The sequence below is a fragment of the Jannaschia rubra genome, assembly GCF_001403735.1.
In the GTDB taxonomy this organism is placed as follows: Bacteria; Pseudomonadota; Alphaproteobacteria; order Rhodobacterales; family Rhodobacteraceae; genus Jannaschia; species Jannaschia rubra.
The window spans coordinates 63,039-78,675 of sequence record NZ_CXPG01000025.1; the positions used below are offsets into that span (position 1 = coordinate 63,039).

Consider the following 15,637-nt stretch of genomic DNA (forward strand, 5'->3'; position numbering starts at 1 on the left):
TAAGACACGTCCCGGCCCCGCCTTGATCCAGAACAAATCCGCCCGGTTTCTTTCACGGCAAGGGCGACACCCCGATCACCGCCGGATGCAGCGCGATCAGCACCAGATAGAGCGCCGCCGCCGCCCCGAGCCGCACCGCCGCGCCGCCCCACGACGCCGGACGCGGCGGGTGGGCGCGGACCTCGGCCGCCAATCCGTCCCAGACCTCCGGACCCATGATCCGCCGCCGCCGCCGATCCACGATCCGGATGCCCAGCAGCGCAAAGCCCGCGAAGCTGCCGAACAGGAGGACATGCGCGAGGTCGCCGTTCGGCACCAGATGCGCCCCGGCCCAGAGCGCCATGGCCACCAGGAGCGGATGCCGCACCACCCGCACGACGCCCGGCCGGGCCGGGTCGAACCCGGTGGACGGCCCGCCGAAGGAAAACGAATTCGGCCGCCCGATCGCCAGCGCCAGCAGGGCGCAGGCCCCCGCCATCGCCAGGAGCGGCACCCAGGGCTGCCAGCCCAGCCGCGGCCAGACCTGCACGAAGGGCGCGCGCCCCGCCGCGACGATCAGCCAGACCAGCGCGGCCAGCGACAGCGCCGAATAGGCCAGCGTGAACCCCCGCCGCCCCAGCACGCCCACCAGACGCGCGCGCACCGGCGGGCGGAGCGGCACCGAATGGCTGACGAAGAAGGCGGCGAAGGCCGCGACCAGTTCCGCCCAGCCCATGTCTCAGCCCTTCGCCCGAAGCAGAAGCCGGCCGTAGATCACGGCGAAGCCGCCGAAGGCCCCCGCCCAGCACAGCCCCGCCAGCGCATAGAGCGTCAGCGCCGCGTCGGGCACCGCCGCCCCGGCCAGCCGCAGCACGACCGCCGCCACCAGCGCCAGATAGATCGCCGTCGTCCCGGCGCCCGCCGCCAGTGCCTGCCCCGTGTGGCCCAGCGTCGCCCGCGTCATCACGGCCAGCGTCATCAATCCGATGGCCCCCGCCATCCACAGATGCTGCGCCGCCGCCGTGGCGCCCGTGTCCGGCAGCAGGATCGCCGCCCCGATGGCCAGCGCGCCCAGCGGCACGAAGGCGTATCCCGCGTGCAGGACCGCGACCAGCGGCTCCACCCCCGTGTCCACGCCCCGCCACCGCCAGAGCCGCACCGCCTGCACCGCGCCCACGGCCAGCAGCGCGACGCCCGTCAGCGCCGCATCCGGCAGCGCGATCCACAGGAGCAGCGCAAGCCCGGTGACCGCCAGCGCCGCCCGGTCGAACCGCGCCATGGGCGGCACCGGCAGGGTCGTGGCGCCCCGCTTGACCAGCCAGTTGCGCGTGAACGACGGCACGATGCGGCCGCCGATCAGCGCGATCATCATGATGCCCGTGCCCAGCCCCAGCCGCAGGCCGTAGCCCTGCGCCGCCGACGCCCCCGTCGCCGCCTCCCAGTGGAACAGACCGTTCGCCACCGTCAGCAGGACCAGCAGGCCCAGCACCGGCAGATTGCGCCAGTTCTTGCCCGCCAGGATCTCGCGCAGGATCACCCCGGCCAGTGCCAGCGGGAAGACGAGGTCCACCCCGGCCACCGCCAGGGCCCCGAGCGGCCCCGGCGACCAGAGCACCACGCGCCCCGCGAACCACGCCAGCACCAGCGCGCCCAGGCCCCAGCCCACCACCGGCAGGCGCCCCGTCCAGTTGGGCACCGCCGTCAGCAGGAACCCGGCGACGATGGCGCCGAGGTAGCCGAACAGGAACTCATGCGCGTGCCAGTCGGCCGGCAGCATCGCGCCGGGCGCGGCCCGTCCCGCCAGGATCGCCACCCAGAGCGCCATGGCCACCACCGCCCAGACCGCGCCGAAGAAGAAGAACGGCCGGAACCCGTAGGACAGGATCGCCGGGCCGGTCCAGGCGCGCGACCGCTCCATCGTCGTGGCCGCCGGGCGCGGGGCCGTGCGCGCGGCGCTCATCGCCGCACCGGGGCACGGCTGGTGGACAGGATCGTCCCGTCCATCGCGCAGGTCAGGCGCAAACGCCTGCCGCCGTGCCAGAAGGTCAGGCGGCACCGGCCCGCGTCCTCCCCCTCCCCCGTCTCGTAAAGGCTGGTGATCTCGCCCGCACGCATCAGCGCGGGCACCTCGGCGGGGTCGAGGTCCAGCAGGGGCGCCAGCACCTCGGCGGGCACGGTCACGCCGCCCGGGGCGATGTCGATGGTCATGCGTCTGCTCCTTTCCGGGGCGGCAGGGCACAGTCGGCCAGGCTCCGGGTGTTGAGGGTTTCGATGAACGCGGCTTCCGCACCAGCCAGCAGGCCCCGAAGACGGCACACCGGCGTCAGGGTGCAGCCGCCGCCGTCGGCGCGGTCGCATTCCACCATGGCCGTACCCCCTTCGAGCAGGGCCACCACGTCGCCCAGCCCGATCTCGGAGGCGGGCCGCGCCAGCCGCGCGCCCCCGCCGTGGCCGCGCCGCGTCACCAGCACGCCGCCCCGCGCCAGCAGGGCCACCGCCTTGGTCAGGTGATCGCGCGAGATGCCGAACTCCGCCGCCATCTCGGCGGTGGAATGGTCGCGCTCCGGCTCCCCGGCCATCCGCATCAGGGCGCGCAGGCCGAAATCGGTGAAACTGGTCAGGCGCATGGCGGGTTCTATGCTCACAGGTCCGGTTGCCCGCAGGCTAGCGCAGGCAATCGGCATTTGAAATACCGATTGATCGGCCGAACCGGAATATCCGCCATGTCCTCCAGACCAGACCTGACGCCGCGCCGCCTGTTCTGGCTTGTCGTCGGCGGGCTTGCCCTGGCGCTCGGCCTGATCGGGGCGCTGCTGCCGGTGATGCCCACGGCCCCCTTCGTCATCGTCGCGGCCTTCGCCTTCGCGCGCAGCTCGCCCCAGATGGCGCATTGGCTGGAAACGCATCGCACCTTCGGGCCCGTCATCATCAACTGGCGCGACCACGGCGGCATCGCGCCCCGCTACAAGGCGCTGTCGGTGGGGATGATGGCCGTGTCGATGACGCTGGCGCTGTTCCTGGCGCTGCCGCCCGTGGTGCTGGCGGTGCAGGGGACATGCCTCGCCGCGGCGAGCCTGTTCATCCTGACGCGGCCGAACGGTCCGCACTGACGGGAACCGGCCCGTCCATCCCGCGTTTCCGTCCGCAACGGAAAGGACGGATCATGGCCAAATTCTCCAAGGGCGACCACGTCAGCTGGAACTCCGAAGCCGGGCGCGTCAGCGGCACCATCAGCAAGGTCCACGAGCAGGATTTCGAGTTCAAGGGCCGCACCCACCACGCCTCGAAAGACGATCCGCAGTACGAGATCGACAGCGACAAGACCGACCATGTCGCCGCCCACAAGGAAAGCGCGCTGACCCGCATCGACTGACGCGCGGCAGTCCGCCGCAGTCGCCTTACGTAGCGGAACCCTGTCCGGACCCCTGCGTTTCGTCATGACCTCGACCGGCGCTTTCCCCCCGCGTCCGTTCCCGTCCGGCCTGCCTTCTCCCTCTGGCGGGCCTGACCGGCCCGTCCCGCCATGTTCCTCCCCCATGGCGGGACGGGCCGCGATCCGCTCAGACCATCTCCTCGGGAATGCCGGGAATCGAATGGCCGAAGCGGCGCGCGGGCGCCGAGGTATAGGGCAGGATGAACCCCTCCCGATCCTCCGGCCGGCGCGCGGCGTTGGCGCGGGCGCGGGTGCGCCAGGCCTGCACGGCGCTCGCGGGGTCGGTGAAGGCGGGCTCGACCGGGCCGGCCAGCCAATGGGCCGCGCAGCGAAACGCCAGCCGTCCCGCCTTTTCCGGATCGGTCAGCATCACCCCCGCCTCGGTATCCCAGCGGAAGCTCCGCCCGTTCAGGTTGGCCGAGGACACGATGGCCCGCGCCCCGTCGAAGATCGACACCTTCGCGTGCAGATAGACGAGCGGCGCGCCATAAAGGGTGGCGCGGCCGTTCTCGGGCACCGACCGGGGCTGTGCCGGGCTGCCGATGAACAGACGGTCGCCGAAGGCGCGGCGGACGATCCGCACCGCCCTCGCCTGAAGATACTCGCCATAGCGCGCATCGCTGCCGGAATTGTCGTCGAAGGCCACGTCCTCGGGGGCAGCCGGCAAGATCAGCACCATCCCCAGCCTGGGGTTCCGCCGGGCGGCTCGCGCCAGGTGCCGGGCGAATTTCGTGTCGCGGAAGAACTGCGATTCCAGATAGATCAGCCGCTCCGCCGCGTCGGCCTGCGCCTCGTGCATCGCCGCAATCTCGGTCAGCACCGGCATCGGCGACAGGAACACCGCCCCCCGCGTCCGCTTGCGCGACACCGTCCGCAGCAGCCCCGGCGCGGGCGGCGGCTCCGCACCGTGCGTCACCGCCTCGAAGCTGCGCAGATGCGCCTCCGCCGAGAGGGCGACGGGCCCCCGAACCAGAAGCTGCGCGTCGTGCCAGGTCTCGCTGCCCGGCCGGTCGTGGTCGGGCGTGTCCCACCGGCGGTCATTGAGGTCGAGCCCGCCGACATACAGCACCTCGCCGTCCGCCACCGCGATCTTCTGGTGGTGCGTCACCGGCACCAGCCGCGGCATCGCCATCTGCCGCAGCGATACCGTCCGGTCGTCCTTCACCGCGAACAGCGGCATCAGGGCCGGAAGCTCCCGCAGGCGGCGGCCGCGCGCGATCTGGGGCAGCTTGTTGATGGTGGATACCGTCCCCAGCAGCAGCCCCCGCGCCCGCGGCCACAGGATCACGCTGGGCAGAAGACCCGTGCGCGCGGGGTGCAGCGACGTATGCACCGACAGCAGGTCCATCCGCCCCGATACCTCGCCCGCCGCGATCAGCAGGCGCAGGCAGCGCGTCGCCCGCTGGTGATAGTCGGGGCGCACCACGGCGTCGAAGTCGCTGAGCACCATGGTCAACGCGACGCCCCGGCGCAGGGTGTGGGCGACCAGGTCGAACCAGTCCTCGCCCACCGCGCGTGCCTCGGGCGAATGAAGCCGCGTGCGCGGATCGAAGATGCGGAACCCGAGCACGATCCGCTCCCGCGCGCCAAGGAACATCCGCTCGAACGCCGGAAAGGCCTCCGACGCGGTGAGGAGGATTTCCGCCTCCTCGATCCCGTCGTCCGGGCGGGGGTCGGGGCGGACGTCGTGGGGGGCCATCAGAAGGTGCCCGGCAGGGGCGCGAAATCCGACGCCGCGAACTCCACCGTCAGGGCATAGTGGTCGTCGACCAGCCCCATCTGCACGGTCGCGCCCAGTTGCGTCGCGAAGGCGCGGATCAGCTTCTGCCCCATGCCGCGCCGGGGCTTCGGCCCCTTGGCCTCGCGCTCCGCCGGATGGTTCGCCAGCTCCAGCCGGCAGATGCGGTCCTGCCCTTCATGGAACGACAGCTTGATCCACCGCGTCCCCGCCGCCGCCCCCGGCGGCGGCATGTGCTTGAGCGCGTTGACCACCCCTTCGGACGCCAGCAGCGACAACGGCACCGCCTGATCGGGGAACAGCCAGACCGGCTGGATGTCCAGCGACAGCTCGATATCCTCCGCTCCCGGGGTCATCGAGACGGTCTTCTCGACCACCTCGCCAATCAGGTGGCCCACGTCGACCAGCCCCGTCTCGTTGGTCTGGTAGAGGTCGCGGTGGATGGTCGCCATGCTCAGCACCCGGTCCTGGGTGCGGCGCAGCGCGTCCTTGGCTTCCTCCCCCTCCGCATCGCGGATCTGCATGTTGATGATCGAGGAGATCAGCTGCAGGTTGTTCTTCACCCGGTGGTGGATCTCCTTGACCAGCACCGCCTTCTCGCGCACCGCGTTCTCCATCGCGGCCTCGTCGCGGACCAGCGCGTCGGTCATGCGCCGGAACGACCGCTGGATCCGCAGGATCTCGGTGGGGGCCTTCCGGGCGGTGTCCGACGGCGGCAGGCGGCGGGTGGCGGTGAACATGGCCATCTGCCGGCCCAGCGTCGTCAGGTGCCGCGTGACCAGCCAGTTCACCGCCAGAAGCGCCACCCCCAGGCTCGCCATCCACATCAGGACCGGGATGCCGAAGGCCGACAGAAGGCGGGACACCCGGTCCTCCGACAGCCATCCCTCGGGTCGCCAGATGCCCATGACATAGACCTGACCCGGCTCGATCACCGCGACGGTATAGACGCGCGTGCGCCCCTCCGCGTCCTCCCAGGTCATCGCCGTCCGACCCTCGCGCGCGACGCGGGCCATGTCGATGCCGGCGGGCAGGAGCGCGGGCGCATCGGCCAGCGCCCCCCGCGTCGTCGTCAGCAACTCGCCGTCCACGTTGAAGGTGACGAGCTCGATCAGCTGCCGCTGGTCGTCCAGAAGCGGATCGGCGCTGTTGAGCCGCGAATGGGGAATCGAGATCGTGATGAACCCCGTCACCACGCCACGCGATTCGAACACCGGTAGGGAATAGACGATGACCGACTGCTCGCTGACCGGCCCATCCATGTTGACGATGACGCGGGCCTTCGGGTCGCGGATCCAGTCGGCCAGCCGCGGATCGTCGCCGATGTCGAAGGTCCGCCCCGCCGAGGAACAGGTCACGATGCCCGACACGGGGGTGAAGCCTGCATAGCTGAACCGCGCATACCGGCCGACCACGCCGCGCATCAGGCGCGAACAGTCCTCGGGGTCGTCCAGCATCTGCGGCGCCGTCAGGGCCAGCACCTCGGCCGCGCCGCGCGCCATCCGCAGGACCGTCCGCTCCTCGCCCGCCGCCTGTTGCGTCAGCGCCAGAAGCGCGAGTTCGGCGTTGTCCTCCGCCGTCTCCGACAGGTTGCTCGTCTGATAGATCGCCATCAGCCCGATGGGCAGCAGCGCGACCAGCAGAAGGGCCGCCAGGCGAAACCGCAGGCTGCGATACCAGGGGTCTGGAATGTCGTCTTTGGCTGTCAGCGCAGCACCCCGCCGCCGCCCGCCACGACCGCCATGGTCGCGTTGTCGGTCATCTCCAGCGGGCTGTCGCCGTCGAGTTGCAGAAGCTCGGTCAGCCGCGCGCGGCCGCGGTTGGCCCGGCTCTTGATGGTGCCGATGGCGACGCCGCAGATGTCGGCCGCCTCCTCGTAGGTGTGGCCGGACGCGCCCACCAGGATCAGCGCCTCGCGCTGTTCGTCGGGCAGCGTCTCGAACGCCTTCTTGAAGTCGGTCAGGTTCATGTGGCCGTCGTGGTCGGGCTTGACCGACAGCGACGCGACCATCGTGCCCTCCGGGTCCGCAACTTCGCGGTTCAGCTTGCGGCGGCTGGAATAATAGGTGTTCCGCAGAATGGTGAACAGCCAGGCGCGCATGTTGGTGCCGACCTTGAACTTCTCCATGTTGGTCCAGGCCTTGACCACGGTGTCCTGCACCATGTCGTCGGCCGTGGCGCCGTTGCGGGTCAGCGACAAAGCAAATGCCCGCAAGGCGGGCAGGTGGTCGAGCATCTCTTCACGGGGGTCGCGGTGCGTCATCGTCGGTCCGTCTCCTCCTTGTCCTGGGCCTTCAACACGGCGAGAAGGTCCTTGAACCGGTCGGGCAGGTCTTCCTGCACGAGGTCGGAATAGACGCGTCTGAGGTTCTGGTCGATGAGGGCGGCTATCCGGTCCTCACCGTTGTGTGCATCGTTTTCGGTCATGAGGGGTTTTCGTTTCCGCGCGGTTTTGATTTTTTAACACTATGACGGGAACCAATCCATCCCCCTCCGGTTTGGTTCCAACAAAAAACGTTTAAGGACTCGTAAATGTCTAACCCTGCCGGGACTGCCGACCTCTCAGACCGTATTGCCAGCGAACTTCCCTATCTCCGCCGTTACGCCCGCGCCCTGACAGGCTCGCAGGAGAGCGGGGATCGCTATGCCATCGCCACGCTCGAAGCGATCCTGCAGGACCGCTCCGCCTTTTCGGGCGAGGTGCGGGCGCGGGTGGGCCTCTACAAGTGCTTCCACGCCATCTGGACCAGCACCGGCCAGCCCGTCACCGATGCCGCCGGCGGCGCCGCCGCCCGCGCGCACGATCTTCTGCGCCGCCTCGGCCCCAACACGCGCGAGGCGCTGTTGCTGTCGACCGTCGAGGAGTTGTCGATCGACGAGATCGGCACCGTCATGGACACCGACCGCGACGAGGTGCGCCACCTCATCGACACCGCCCGCCGCGACATGGAGGCGAGCGTCACCGGCCGCGTCATGGTGATCGAGGACGAGCCGATCATCGCCGCCGACATCACCGCCATCGTCGAGGAACTGGGCCACGAGGTCGTCGGCACCGCCCGCACCCGCACCGAGGCCGTCGAGATGGGGATGCGCGAACGCCCCGACCTGATCCTGGCCGACATCCAGCTGGCCGACAATTCGTCGGGCATCGACGCGGTCAACGACCTGCTCGAATCCATGCCGGACACGCCGGTCATCTTCATCACCGCCTTCCCTGAGCGTCTGCTGACGGGTGAGCGGCGGGAGCCTGCCTTCCTGATCTCCAAGCCCTACAAGGAAGAACAGGTCCAGTCCGCGGTCAGCCAGGCCATGTTCTTCGCCTCGACCGAGACGCTCCGCGCCTGACCGCCGGCCCGGGCCCTGACCGAGACCCCTTCCCCCACCGGGGCGGGGCCCTTTCCGTTTCCCGACAGGAGCCTCCCTTGCCCATCCAATGTGAAAGCTGCCCCCTGCGCCGCCTGCCGGTCTTCGACCCGATGACGCCGGAGGAGGTGGCCTTCACCCAGCGGTTCAAGGTCGGTGAGATGGTCGTGGATGCGGGCTCCGTCGTCATGCAGGAGGGGCTGGGCTCGTCGCAGCTCTTCACCGTGCTCGAAGGCCTGGGGCTGCGCTACAAGACCCTGCCCGACGGACAGCGGCAGATCATCAGCTTCGTGATGCCGGGCGATTTCATCGGCCTTCAGTCGGCGGTGATGGAGGACATGGGCCATTCCTTCCGCGCCACCACGCGGATGCGGCTGTGCGTCTTCGACAAGCGCCGGCTCTGGACGCTGTTCGAATCGCACCCCGACCGCGCCTTCGACCTCACCTGGCTCGCCGCCGACGAGGAGCGGTTCCTCGGCGAAACCCTGGCCAGCCTGGGCCAGCGCCCGGCCGCCACGCGGATGGCCTGGCTGCTGCTGCACCTCTACCGCCGGGGGCGCGAACTGGGCCTGACCGACGGCGCGACGATGCCCCTGCCCTACCGCCAGCAGGACATGGCCGACGCGCTCGGCCTGTCGCTGGTGCACACCAACAAGACGCTGGCGCGCCTGCGCGAAGGCGGCGTGGTGAACTGGCAGGACGGCATCCTGACCGTGCCCGACGCCGGGGCACTGGCCCGCGCGGCGAACGCCGACCCGTCCGAGGTCCGCCATCGTCCCCTGATCTGACACGCGGTGGCCCCCGCCCCGCCCCGTGTTTGCCGCAATTTTTAGACAGTATTGACGCCAGGTTATTTCAACGAACCCGGAGGATCATTCATGTCCCGCTGCATCGACCTGCCGTATTTCGGCGCCACCTGCGCCTCCGACCTCGTCGTCCGGGTCGGAGACGCGCGGATCAGCCTTCTCGACCCCAGCCTTCTGGCCGCCGTGATCCTGGTCGCGGCCATCTGCGTCTTCGTCTTTCGCTCGCCGGCCTAAGGTGCTGTTATCCGGCGGGAAAAAGGCGAATTGCCAATTGGCAATCAGGGCTTGAACCGGTCGTCCAGATACTGCTTGAAGGCCGCTTCCAGGGCCGCGCGCGACATGGTGTCGGCGAACTCCAGCGTCGTCATCGTGCCCTTCCTGCGCGCCCGCACGCCCGATTCCTCCCGCGCGCGGCGATAGACCGTGCCCCCCTGCGCCTTGGGTTTGGGCCGCGCCACCGCCCCGCGCAGCCGGGCCATCACCGCGTTGGCTTCCAAGCCCCGCCCCGCCAGCGCCCGCGCTTCCGCCAGGATCGCCTCGGCCTCCGCCGGCCGGCCCAGGTGCGGCTTCAGCTGCCGGGCGTGCAACTCCCGCAGGTCGCGGATTGATGGAAAGGCCGCGACGATCTCGGACGGCAGGCGCGCAAGTTGCAGGTACCGCGACAGCCAGGTGGGCGACACCTCCAGCCGCGCGGCCATCTCCTTCTGGCTGCTGCCGTAGTATTGCTCCAGCGCCGACAGGTAGTCGCGCGCGCGCTCGTAATCGCTGATGTCCTCGCGGTCGCGGTTCTCGATGTCGGCCAGGCGGAAGGCTTCCTCGTCCGTCAGGTCGCGCACCTCGATCAGGTAGCGGAACTGCGGATAGTTGTTCGCACGCAGCCAGCTCACCGCGAAATGCCGCCGCGCGCCGCAAATCACCTCGTAGGGGGTCTCCGCCTCGCCCGTGCGGCGGACGATGGCGGGAAACTCCTGCCGGCCCTGGCTGCGGATGCCGTCGATCAGGTCGCGGCAGTTGTCTTCGGACAGAAGGTCGTAGGCGCGGTTGTGCCGCTCCCACATCCGCGCCTCGGCCGGGTCGATCCAGCGCAGCGTCTTCTCCTCGACCTCGCCCGACAGGCGGTCGGACACGCGGGTCTGGCGCGACAGGAACCGCGCGCCGCCCCTGCCCTGCCCCGCGGGCTGGTCCAGGTCGGACAATACGTCGTCGAACACGGCGTCGTGCTTCTTGCTCACAGGATACCTTCCTTTCTGAGTGCCGCGTGATGGCTGGGCCAGGTCTTGCGGATCAGGGTCTCGACCTCGCGACCGATGGCGTCCAGGTAGACGCGGCATCGCTTGTGTGTCTCGGTCCGGGTCTGCGCGCCGGTCAGTTCGTAGACCGTGGACAGGTTCGCGGTCGCGTTGTCGATTTCGGCGCTGTCCTTCAATACAGCCGAGAGCATGTCCGAAGGGAAGACCGCATCCATCATTCTTTTGATCGCCACATGCGCCGACTTCTGGTCGTTCATCTTGGTGGCGAGGATGCGGACGAAGGAATACTCCCGTTCGCCCCCGTGGCGCGCGATCTCGGCCAGGGTGGTCGCCATCATCCGCAGGAAATGCGCGGTCGATCCGAAGTCCACGTTGTTGGGCGGCGCCGGGATCAGCAGCGCATTGGCCGCGCGCAGCACCGACAGCGAGATCATCCCGAGCGCCGGCGGCGGGTCGAGCAGCACGATGTCGAACTGGTCCGAGATGCTGTCGATCCCGTCGCGCAGCCGGTCGAGCACGAAGGCCGGATCCCGCGCCATCCGCGCCGCGAATTCGTATTCCGCGTCGTAAAGCCCGAGGTTCGCGGGAATGAGCGCGATCCCCGGCCAATAGGTCGCCCGCAGCGCGTAATGCAGGCTCGCCGGTCCGCCGTGCTGCAGGAAGGGATAGAGCGTGTCCTCCTCCTCATCCACGTCCACGTCGGGGTTCAGCCCGAAGATCGCGGTGGTGGACGCCTGGCTGTCGCAGTCGATGACGCAGACGCGGTAGCCGCGCAGCGCGAAGTACTGCGAAAGATGCGTGACCAGCGTCGATTTCGCCACGCCGCCCTTGAAGTTCTGCACCGCCAGCACCGTGGCCGGGTCGCTCGGCGCGCGGTGCGGCAAGGTGCCGAAGACCTCCCGCATGCGGTTGATGTCGGCGAGGGCGTAGCCCGTGCGCCGGTTGGTCGCCGGGTCCTTGTCGGGCATGGGCAGGCGGCCGTCGTCCTCCGCGTCACGGATGGCCTTTTCCGTGCGGCCCACCATCTCGGCGGCGGAGCGGACGTTGAAGCTGATGTCGAGGCGCTTTTCGGTGCCGGGCGCATAGACCCGGCTGCGCAGGCGCTCGATCACCGTGGCGGCGCGACCGGCCAGCCGCTCCAGATCGTCGAGACCGACCCCCTCGGAAGCGGCGGCATCGGGAAGGGCGTTGTCCATGGGCGGTCCTCGTCGTGGGGTCGCCCGAATCATGCAATCTGGCGCCCGCAACCTCAAGTGCGGTTTTCGGGGGCATGCCTGCGCAGAACCGGAAGTGGCGGGGCCGTGCCGTCAGGTTCGGAGGCGGCAGACGCAATGGTGGCCGATTGCGGGCCAAGGGTGGCAGCAAGCGCCGGACTCCACAATCCACAGATCGAAAACACCCCTTCGTGTTCCTGTTCCTGTATTCTCTGTTCATGTGGCGCAACCCATTGACCCCCGGCAAAAATCCGCCCCAGACCTTACGCATCGGGTGCGTGGCGATACCTTCGGGGTGGGTTCGCCATACCTTCGGGGTGATGAAGCCTTACGCATCGGGTGGCCCTTGTGGCGTTACTTTTCGGGTGGGTGCGACACCCGTGAAAACCCCTTGATTTACGGGCCGCTCGGCGTCTCTCCTGCGAATCGCCCGACTCGTGCCGCCGCCTGAAACCTTACGGATCGGGTGCTGGACCGGAGCGATGCTCGGCGTTACCATACGCGAGACGCCAACATTCGTAAGGTTTCGCGCGTAAGGACATGGCCGACACCCCCTATCGCACCCTCGCCGCGCGGCCCAATGCCGACACGCTGGTCAAGCCAGGCGAACTCGTCGACGTGGTCGAGGTGACGCCGCTCACGCTGGCCGACCGGCGCATCTACAACCTGCTGCTGGAGAACGCCTGGGACGCCATCGACAAGCCCGTGACCCATGTCATCGCCAAGTCGCTGCTGCGCGGCAGCCACAACGCCAACGACCGCATCGGCGCCAGCATCGAACGGCTGATGAGCGCCATCGTCCGCATCGAAGTCGTCTGGGACGGCGACCCGGCCATCGAACGCGTGCAGCTTCTGGGCGGCAACGTGGAGACGCTGCGCTCCGACGGCCTGCTGGAATACGAGATCCCGGCGCGGCTTCGCAAGATCATCGGTAATTCCACCATCTTCGCCCGCCTGCAACGCGAGGTGATGTTCGCGCTGACGTCGAAATACGCGCTGACCCTCTACGAGATGGTGCAGAAGCGCGGCAACCTGCGCTGGCGCGCCTCCGAGAAGTTCACGCTGGAGGAGTTGCGCGGCATCCTGGGCGTGCCGCGCGGCAAGCTCGGCTCCTGGTCCAACCTCAAGCTGCGCGCCATCGACCCCGCCGTGACCGAGGTCAACGCCCTGTCGGATTACGTGGTCGAGATCGCGCCCATCAAGACCGGCCGCGCCGTGACCCATGTGGAGTTGCGTTGGTGGAAGAAGGACGGCGAAGGGCAGGGGGCCTCGGCGCGGGAACTCGGCTTCTCGAAGGTGGGGCGCAAGGAACGGCTGACCGGCACGGCGGAACCCGTGGCCCCGCCGCTGCGCCCGCGTCCCGCGACGCTCGACGGGCGGGGGGCGCCGCTGCGGACCGAAACCTACGAGACCGCGCGCCTGCGCCATCCGGGGTACGACATCTACTACGTCGAAGGGGCCTGGCGCGATTGGGCCAGGGGGCGGGAACCCGCCGCCGACCCGGACCGCGCATACCTCGCATTCTTCCGCACCTTCGCAGAGCGCAACCCGCTGTAATACTGCCGAAAAAAGGCGAATTGCCAATTGGCAATCGCGCGCCCGGCACGGGCCTGCGCGGGGCAGGGGGGTTGTGACTTCCGCCCGCCTTGCTACCCATGGACCGACAGCCCCGCGCCAAAGGACACCGCCCATGCTCCGCCCGTTCCTCCTCGTGCCCGCAGCCCTGCTGCTCGCCGCCTGCAACGATCAGGGCCGCTTGCCGGACGAGGCCTCCATCGCCCCCGCCCGGGGCGCCGCGCTGTTCGCCGAAGGCTGCGCCTCCTGCCACGGGGCGGACGGCACCGGCGGGCAGGGGCCGGACCTGACCGGCATCACGGCGGCCGCCGGCGGCACCTTTCCCCGCGATCGGGTGATGGCGCAGATCGACGGGCTGGGCCGCCACGGCGACCCGGATGCGGTGATGCCCGAGTTCGGCGCCGCCGGCATGGGCAACACCGTCATCGTCGAGGAAAACGGCATCGGCACCCCCGTCCCCGCCGACCTTCTGGCGCTCGCGAACTATCTCGAGACGCTTCAGCGCTAGGCCTATACTTTTCCGCCCCGACGGCGTAGCAGCCGGCCCTTGCCGCATCGCCATCAGGAACCCGGACATGAAGCAGGCCCTCGCCCAGGCGCTGGAAGCGCGCGGATACGACACGCTCACCCCCGTGCAGGAGGCGGTGCTGAACCCCGACCTGTCCGGCCGCGACCTCTTGGTCAGCGCGCAGACCGGGTCGGGCAAGACGCTGGGCTTCGGTCTCGCCATCGCGCCGACGCTGTTGGGCGAGGCGGAAAGCTTCCCGCCCGCGGGCGCGCCCCTCGCGCTCGTGATCGCGCCGACGCGCGAACTGGCGATGCAGGTGAAGCGCGAGCTCGCCTGGCTCTATGCGGGTGCCGGGGCGGTGCTGGCCTCGACCGTGGGCGGCATGGACATGCGGGATGAGCGCCGGACGCTGGATCGCGGCGCCCATGTCGTCGTGGCCACGCCGGGCCGTCTGCGCGACCACATCACGCGGGGGTCCATCGACCTGTCGTCGCTCCGCGCCGTGGTGCTGGACGAAGCGGACGAGATGCTCGACCTCGGGTTCCGCGAGGACCTCGAGTTCATCCTGGGCCAGTCGCCCGAAGACCGCCAGACGCTCCTCTTCTCGGCCACCGTCCCCGCCGCCATCGCGAAGCTGGCGCAAAGCTACCAGCGCGACGCCGCCCGCGTGGCCACCGTGACGGGCGAGCGCCAGCACGCCGACATCGAATACCAGGCCGTGAGCGTCGGGCCGCGCGACGCGGAAAACGCCATCATCAACGTGCTGCGGTTCCACGAATCGCCCAATGCCATCGTCTTCTGCAACACCCGCGCCATGGTGAATCGCCTGACCACGCGCCTGTCGAACCGGGGGTTTCCGGTCGTGGCCCTGTCGGGGGAACTCAGCCAGGCCGAACGGACCCACGCGCTGCAGGCGATGCGCGACGGGCGGGCGCGGGTCTGCGTAGCCACCGACGTGGCGGCGCGGGGGATCGACCTGCCGAACCTCGATCTGGTGATCCACGCCGAACTGCCCACGGGGTCCGACACTCTGCTGCACCGGTCCGGCCGCACGGGCAGGGCGGGGCGCAAGGGCGTGTCGGTCCTGATCGTGCCACCCGCCGCGCGTACCAAGGCCAACCGCCTGCTGGGCTGGGCCAAGCTGTCGGCGGAATGGATGCCCGCGCCCTCGGCCGATGCGGTGCTGGAGAAGGACCGCGAGCGCATGATGGCCGACCTCGGTCAGGCCGAGCCTATGACCGAGAGCGAAGCGCCTGCGGTCGCCGCGCTGACGGGGGCCTTCGCGCCCGAGCAGCTCGCCGCCGCCTACCTGCGCGTGCTGGCCGACCGCCGGTCGGCGCCGGAGGACCTGGCCCCCGTCGACCCGAAGGCCGCGCCCGAGAAGCGCGCCGACTTCGGCCCCAGCCGCTGGTTCACGGTGGACGCGGGGCGCGCGACCGGCATGGATGCGCGGCGCCTGCTGCCGGTGCTGTGCAAGGCCGGCGGGCTCACGCGCGACGACATCGGCGCGATCCGCCTGCGGGACGGCGAAAGCTTCTTCCAGATCCGCGAGGGGGCGGCCGAAGGCTTCCTTCAGCGTCTCGGCCCGGACATGCGGGTCGAGGACATGACCGTCCGCCCCTCCGACGGCCCACCCGCCGGCAGCAAGCCCGAGGGCAGGTTCGCCGCGAAATCCTCCGGCAAACCCGCAGGCAAGCCGGCCGGCAAGCGCCCCGCCCGCCGTGACGACGAGGCCCCGCCGCCGTCGAAATGGATCGACACCCCCGCCGAC

General features: G+C 69.8%; 18 protein-coding genes. 8 read left to right on the forward strand and 10 right to left on the reverse strand.

Translation table 11 applies throughout. The annotated features are described in order from the left end of the window. Nucleotides 1-52: 52 nt before the first annotated feature. Genes JAN5088_RS17475 through JAN5088_RS17490 form a run of 4 tightly spaced genes read right to left on the reverse strand, consistent with a single transcriptional unit; the run spans nt 53 to nt 2,606 of the window. The gene (locus tag JAN5088_RS17475) at nt 53-715 is read right to left on the reverse strand and encodes an NnrU family protein (protein WP_055684128.1); all 663 of its coding nucleotides are present in this window, start codon (nt 713-715) and stop codon (nt 53-55) included. A 3-nt stretch (nt 716-718) separates the two neighbouring features. Next, nucleotides 719-1,939 carry an NnrS family protein gene (locus JAN5088_RS17480; RefSeq protein ID WP_055684129.1) on the reverse strand — a complete coding sequence of 407 codons (1,221 nt, stop codon included), beginning with the start codon at nt 1,937-1,939 and terminating at the stop codon, nt 719-721. Continuing rightward, on the reverse strand, nt 1,936-2,187 hold the full coding sequence (locus JAN5088_RS17485; RefSeq protein ID WP_055684130.1) for a DUF6522 family protein: 252 nt from the start codon (nt 2,185-2,187) through the stop codon (nt 1,936-1,938). Before JAN5088_RS17485 ends, JAN5088_RS17480 begins: the two co-directional genes overlap by 4 nt. Further along, complete coding sequence (locus JAN5088_RS17490) at nt 2,184-2,606, reverse strand: RrF2 family transcriptional regulator (protein ID WP_055684131.1); 423 nt, start codon at nt 2,604-2,606, stop codon at nt 2,184-2,186. The genes JAN5088_RS17485 and JAN5088_RS17490 overlap by 4 nt, the downstream gene beginning before the upstream one ends. A gap of 96 nt (nt 2,607-2,702) precedes the next feature. On the opposite strand from JAN5088_RS17490, the gene JAN5088_RS17495 reads away from it, so the two are divergent. Together JAN5088_RS17495 and JAN5088_RS17500 are read left to right on the forward strand one after the other, a co-directional pair. Beyond that, nucleotides 2,703-3,089 (forward strand): YbaN family protein, encoded by a 387-nt coding sequence (locus JAN5088_RS17495; protein WP_055684132.1) that lies wholly within the window; start codon nt 2,703-2,705, stop codon nt 3,087-3,089. Between the two features lie 53 nt (nt 3,090-3,142). Beyond that, complete coding sequence (locus JAN5088_RS17500; protein ID WP_055684133.1) at nt 3,143-3,352, forward strand: hypervirulence associated TUDOR domain-containing protein; 210 nt, start codon at nt 3,143-3,145, stop codon at nt 3,350-3,352. A 187-nt stretch (nt 3,353-3,539) separates the two neighbouring features. Here JAN5088_RS17500 and JAN5088_RS17505 read toward each other — a convergent pair whose 3' ends face one another. The 4 genes from JAN5088_RS17505 to JAN5088_RS18990 form a co-directional block, all read right to left on the reverse strand. Further along, nucleotides 3,540-5,111 (reverse strand): phospholipase D-like domain-containing protein, encoded by a 1,572-nt coding sequence (locus tag JAN5088_RS17505; RefSeq protein ID WP_055684134.1) that lies wholly within the window; start codon nt 5,109-5,111, stop codon nt 3,540-3,542. Beyond that, on the reverse strand, nt 5,111-6,763 hold the full coding sequence (locus JAN5088_RS17510; protein WP_055684135.1) for a sensor histidine kinase: 1,653 nt from the start codon (nt 6,761-6,763) through the stop codon (nt 5,111-5,113). Before JAN5088_RS17510 ends, JAN5088_RS17505 begins: the two co-directional genes overlap by 1 nt. A 92-nt stretch (nt 6,764-6,855) precedes the next feature. Beyond that, on the reverse strand, nt 6,856-7,413 hold the full coding sequence (locus JAN5088_RS17515) for an RNA polymerase sigma factor (RefSeq protein ID WP_055684136.1): 558 nt from the start codon (nt 7,411-7,413) through the stop codon (nt 6,856-6,858). Beyond that, nucleotides 7,410-7,577 carry a NepR family anti-sigma factor gene (locus JAN5088_RS18990; protein ID WP_158448509.1) on the reverse strand — a complete coding sequence of 56 codons (168 nt, stop codon included), beginning with the start codon at nt 7,575-7,577 and terminating at the stop codon, nt 7,410-7,412. Before JAN5088_RS18990 ends, JAN5088_RS17515 begins: the two co-directional genes overlap by 4 nt. A 105-nt stretch (nt 7,578-7,682) precedes the next feature. Here JAN5088_RS18990 and JAN5088_RS17520 point away from each other — a divergent pair, with 105 nt between their 5' ends. From JAN5088_RS17520 to JAN5088_RS18995, 3 genes are all read left to right on the forward strand, one after another. Beyond that, nucleotides 7,683-8,495, forward strand: coding sequence for a response regulator (locus JAN5088_RS17520; protein WP_055684137.1), 813 nt, complete (start codon nt 7,683-7,685; stop codon nt 8,493-8,495). Between the two features lie 77 nt (nt 8,496-8,572). Next, nucleotides 8,573-9,301, forward strand: a complete 729-nt coding sequence (locus tag JAN5088_RS17525) for a Crp/Fnr family transcriptional regulator (protein WP_143114920.1) — start codon at nt 8,573-8,575, stop codon at nt 9,299-9,301. 90 nt (nt 9,302-9,391) lie between these two features. Further along, nucleotides 9,392-9,553: a hypothetical protein gene (locus JAN5088_RS18995; RefSeq protein WP_158448510.1), complete on the forward strand. Its 162-nt coding sequence runs from the start codon at nt 9,392-9,394 to the stop codon at nt 9,551-9,553. A gap of 44 nt (nt 9,554-9,597) precedes the next feature. Here JAN5088_RS18995 and JAN5088_RS17530 read toward each other — a convergent pair whose 3' ends face one another. Continuing rightward, a complete protein-coding gene (locus tag JAN5088_RS17530; protein ID WP_055684138.1) occupies nt 9,598-10,551 on the reverse strand; it encodes a ParB/RepB/Spo0J family partition protein in 954 nt (317 codons plus the stop codon). After that, nucleotides 10,548-11,765, reverse strand: coding sequence for an AAA family ATPase (locus tag JAN5088_RS17535; protein WP_055684139.1), 1,218 nt, complete (start codon nt 11,763-11,765; stop codon nt 10,548-10,550). Before JAN5088_RS17535 ends, JAN5088_RS17530 begins: the two co-directional genes overlap by 4 nt. A gap of 558 nt (nt 11,766-12,323) precedes the next feature. Between JAN5088_RS17535 and JAN5088_RS17540 the strand changes: the two genes are divergently transcribed. The 3 genes from JAN5088_RS17540 to JAN5088_RS17550 form a co-directional block, all read left to right on the forward strand. Further along, nucleotides 12,324-13,340 carry a replication initiation protein gene (locus JAN5088_RS17540; protein ID WP_055684140.1) on the forward strand — a complete coding sequence of 339 codons (1,017 nt, stop codon included), beginning with the start codon at nt 12,324-12,326 and terminating at the stop codon, nt 13,338-13,340. Nucleotides 13,341-13,473: 133 nt separating this feature from the next. Further along, on the forward strand, nt 13,474-13,866 hold the full coding sequence (locus tag JAN5088_RS17545) for a c-type cytochrome (RefSeq protein WP_055684141.1): 393 nt from the start codon (nt 13,474-13,476) through the stop codon (nt 13,864-13,866). A 67-nt stretch (nt 13,867-13,933) separates the two neighbouring features. Next, on the forward strand, nt 13,934-15,637 hold a 1,704-nt coding region (locus JAN5088_RS17550; protein ID WP_082430099.1), incomplete at its 3' end, for a DEAD/DEAH box helicase.